This is a genomic window from Micromonospora sp. NPDC023633 (assembly GCF_040640035.1).
Taxonomy (GTDB): domain Bacteria; phylum Actinomycetota; class Actinomycetes; order Mycobacteriales; family Micromonosporaceae; genus Micromonospora.
Genome location: NZ_JBFABB010000268.1, coordinates 1 through 2305, shown reverse-complemented (window position 1 = coordinate 2305; position 2305 = coordinate 1). Strand labels below are relative to the sequence as shown.

The window sequence follows — 2305 nt, the reverse complement described above, 5'->3', positions numbered from 1 at the left end:
CGGGCAAGGTGCCGGCCCGACAGGTCATGCTGCCGCTGGACGGCAACATCTCGCGCACCCGGGCGGCGGTGGCCCGGACGGCGTCCCGGACGGCGGCGTCGGCGACCCGGGCCGACCGGCGCAGGTTCAGGTCGCACGGGGTGGTGGCGGACGGCGGGGGCGACCAGCCCGGGTCGTCGTGGCAGCGGGCCAGGTCAGCCAGGAACAGCCGCAGGGACCACGCGTCGACGGCCAGGTGGTGCCAGACCAGCAGCAGGTCGGTGCGGTCGCCGGCGCCGAGGACGGCGCAGCGCAGCAGCGGCTCCGTCGTGGTGTCGAAGGGGCGGCGGGCGCGGGCCCGCACGGCCGCGTCGAGCGCCGGGCCGTCGGCGAGGTCGGCCACCTCCACCGTCGGCGGGTGCCGGTCGAGCACCAGCTCGGGCAGGCCGTCGACGAGCCGCAGCCCGGCGCCGAACACGGGGTGGGCGGCCACCGCCCGGCGCAGCGCGGCGGCGAGACGGCTCCGGTCCACCGGAGACGTGGTGCTGAACCAGACCGGCTCCACGTAGAGGTCGGTGCCGGGATTCAGCTCGTCGTGCAGCCACAGCCCCAACTGCTCCGGGGTGAGCGGGGCGCTGCGCGCCCCCACCCCGCCGCCCGGGCCGCCCAGGACGCCGCCCGGGCCGGCCGGACCGGCGTCGGGACCGACCCGGACGCCGGGTCCGGCCGTCGCCGCACGGAGCCGGTCGGCGAGGGCCGCCGCGTCGGGGGCGCGCAGAACGTCGGCGGCGGTCACCGGCACGCCGGTGCGCTCGGTCAGCCGGGCAGCCACCCGGGCCGCGGCGAGCGAGGTGCCGCCCAGCGGCAGGAAGGCGTCACCGGGCCGGATCTCCCCGGCCGGCAGCACCCGCCGCCACGCGTCGAGCACCACGCCCACCGGATCGGCCCCGTCGGCAGGATCGGCCGAGTGGGCCGGATCGACGCCGTGGACAGAATCCGCCCCGTCGGCCGGGCCGACCGGGCGGCCGGCGTCGATCGGGTCGGTCGGGTGCCCGCCCGCGGTCGGCCCGGCGGGGCGCAGGGGCAGCGCGGCGAGCCGGTCGTGGTCGTACTTGCCGTGCGGGGTGAGCGGCAGCCGGGGCAGCAGCGCCACCACCGCCGGCACCGCGTAGCCGGGCAACCGGTCGCGGGCGTGGTCCCGTACCGCCCGCTCGGTCAACCCGGCACCCGGCTCCGCCGCCACGTACGCCACCAGCACGTCCCCGAGCCCGTCCCACCGCCGGGCCCCCACCACCACGTCCCGGACCCCGGGCAGCAGGCGCAGCACCGACTCCACCTCGGCCGGCTCGATCCGGAACCCGCGGAGCTTGACCTGCCGGTCGACCCGGCCGAGGAAGAGCAGGTTGCCGTCGGGCAGGGTGCGCGCCAGGTCGCCGGTCCGATAGGTGCGGGTGCCGTCGGCCGCCGTGTCGAACGCCGGCTCCCCGCCCGGGTCCCGCAGGTAGCCGCGGGCCACCGCCGCGCCGGAGACGACCAGCTCGCCCGTGCCGGTCGGGCGGCACGACCCGTCCGGCTGGCGCAGCAGCAGCCGGGTGCCGCGCACGGCGGTGCCGATCGGGGCGCGCTCGCCGGCCACCGCGCCGTCGCGGGGCACCACGTACAGGGCGCAGCAGACGGTCGCCTCGGCCGGGCCGTACGCGTTGACCACGGTCAGCGCCGGCCGGCTGCGGGCGATGTCCTGCAACAGCGGGCGCGGGATCGGCTCCACGCCGACCAGCAGCCGGCGCAGCCCCGCCAGCGCCCCCGGCTCGGCGCGCAGCAGCGCCCGCAGCTCGGGCAGGAACGCCGGCGGCACGTACGCGCTGCCGGCCCCGGCCGCGTCCAGGAACCCGGCGAGCGCGGCGCCGTCGTGCCGGGCCGCCTCCGGCACCACCCGCACCGTCCCGCCCCGCACGAGCGGGGCGAAGCACTCCCACACCGCCACGTCGAAGGAGGGGCGGGTCCACCACGTGCCGGTGTGCCCGTCCGGCACCGGAGCCCGGTCGTCGAGGTCGGCGAGGAGGTTGACCAGGTTGCCGTGCTCCACCTGCACGGCCTTGGGCGTGCCCGTCGAGCCGGAGGTGTGCACCACGTACGCAACGTCGGACGGCTCGCCGGTGTCGGTGAGGGGCACGACCGGCTCGGCTCCGACGGCGGCCGGCGCGAGGACGGGCCGTCCGGGCGGGGCGGACCCGGCCACCATGAGCGCCGGAGCCCCTGCTGGAGAGCCCCTGGGCGGTGCGCAGCTCGGTGCCGCTCACCCCGCCGGGCACGATCCGGCTGCTCG

At 79.1% G+C, this 2305-nt stretch carries 2 protein-coding genes; one reads left to right on the top strand and one right to left on the bottom strand.

The annotated features are described in order from the left end of the window. The coding region (locus AB0G13_RS34595; RefSeq protein ID WP_357883881.1) for an AMP-binding protein at positions 1 to 2152 on the bottom strand (2152 nt) is incomplete at its 3' end. An 83-nt stretch (positions 2153 to 2235) separates the two neighbouring features. Between AB0G13_RS34595 and AB0G13_RS34590 the strand changes: the two genes are divergently transcribed. Next, positions 2236 to 2305 (top strand): hypothetical protein (locus AB0G13_RS34590; RefSeq protein ID WP_357883883.1); only part of this gene is annotated, 70 nt, incomplete at its 3' end.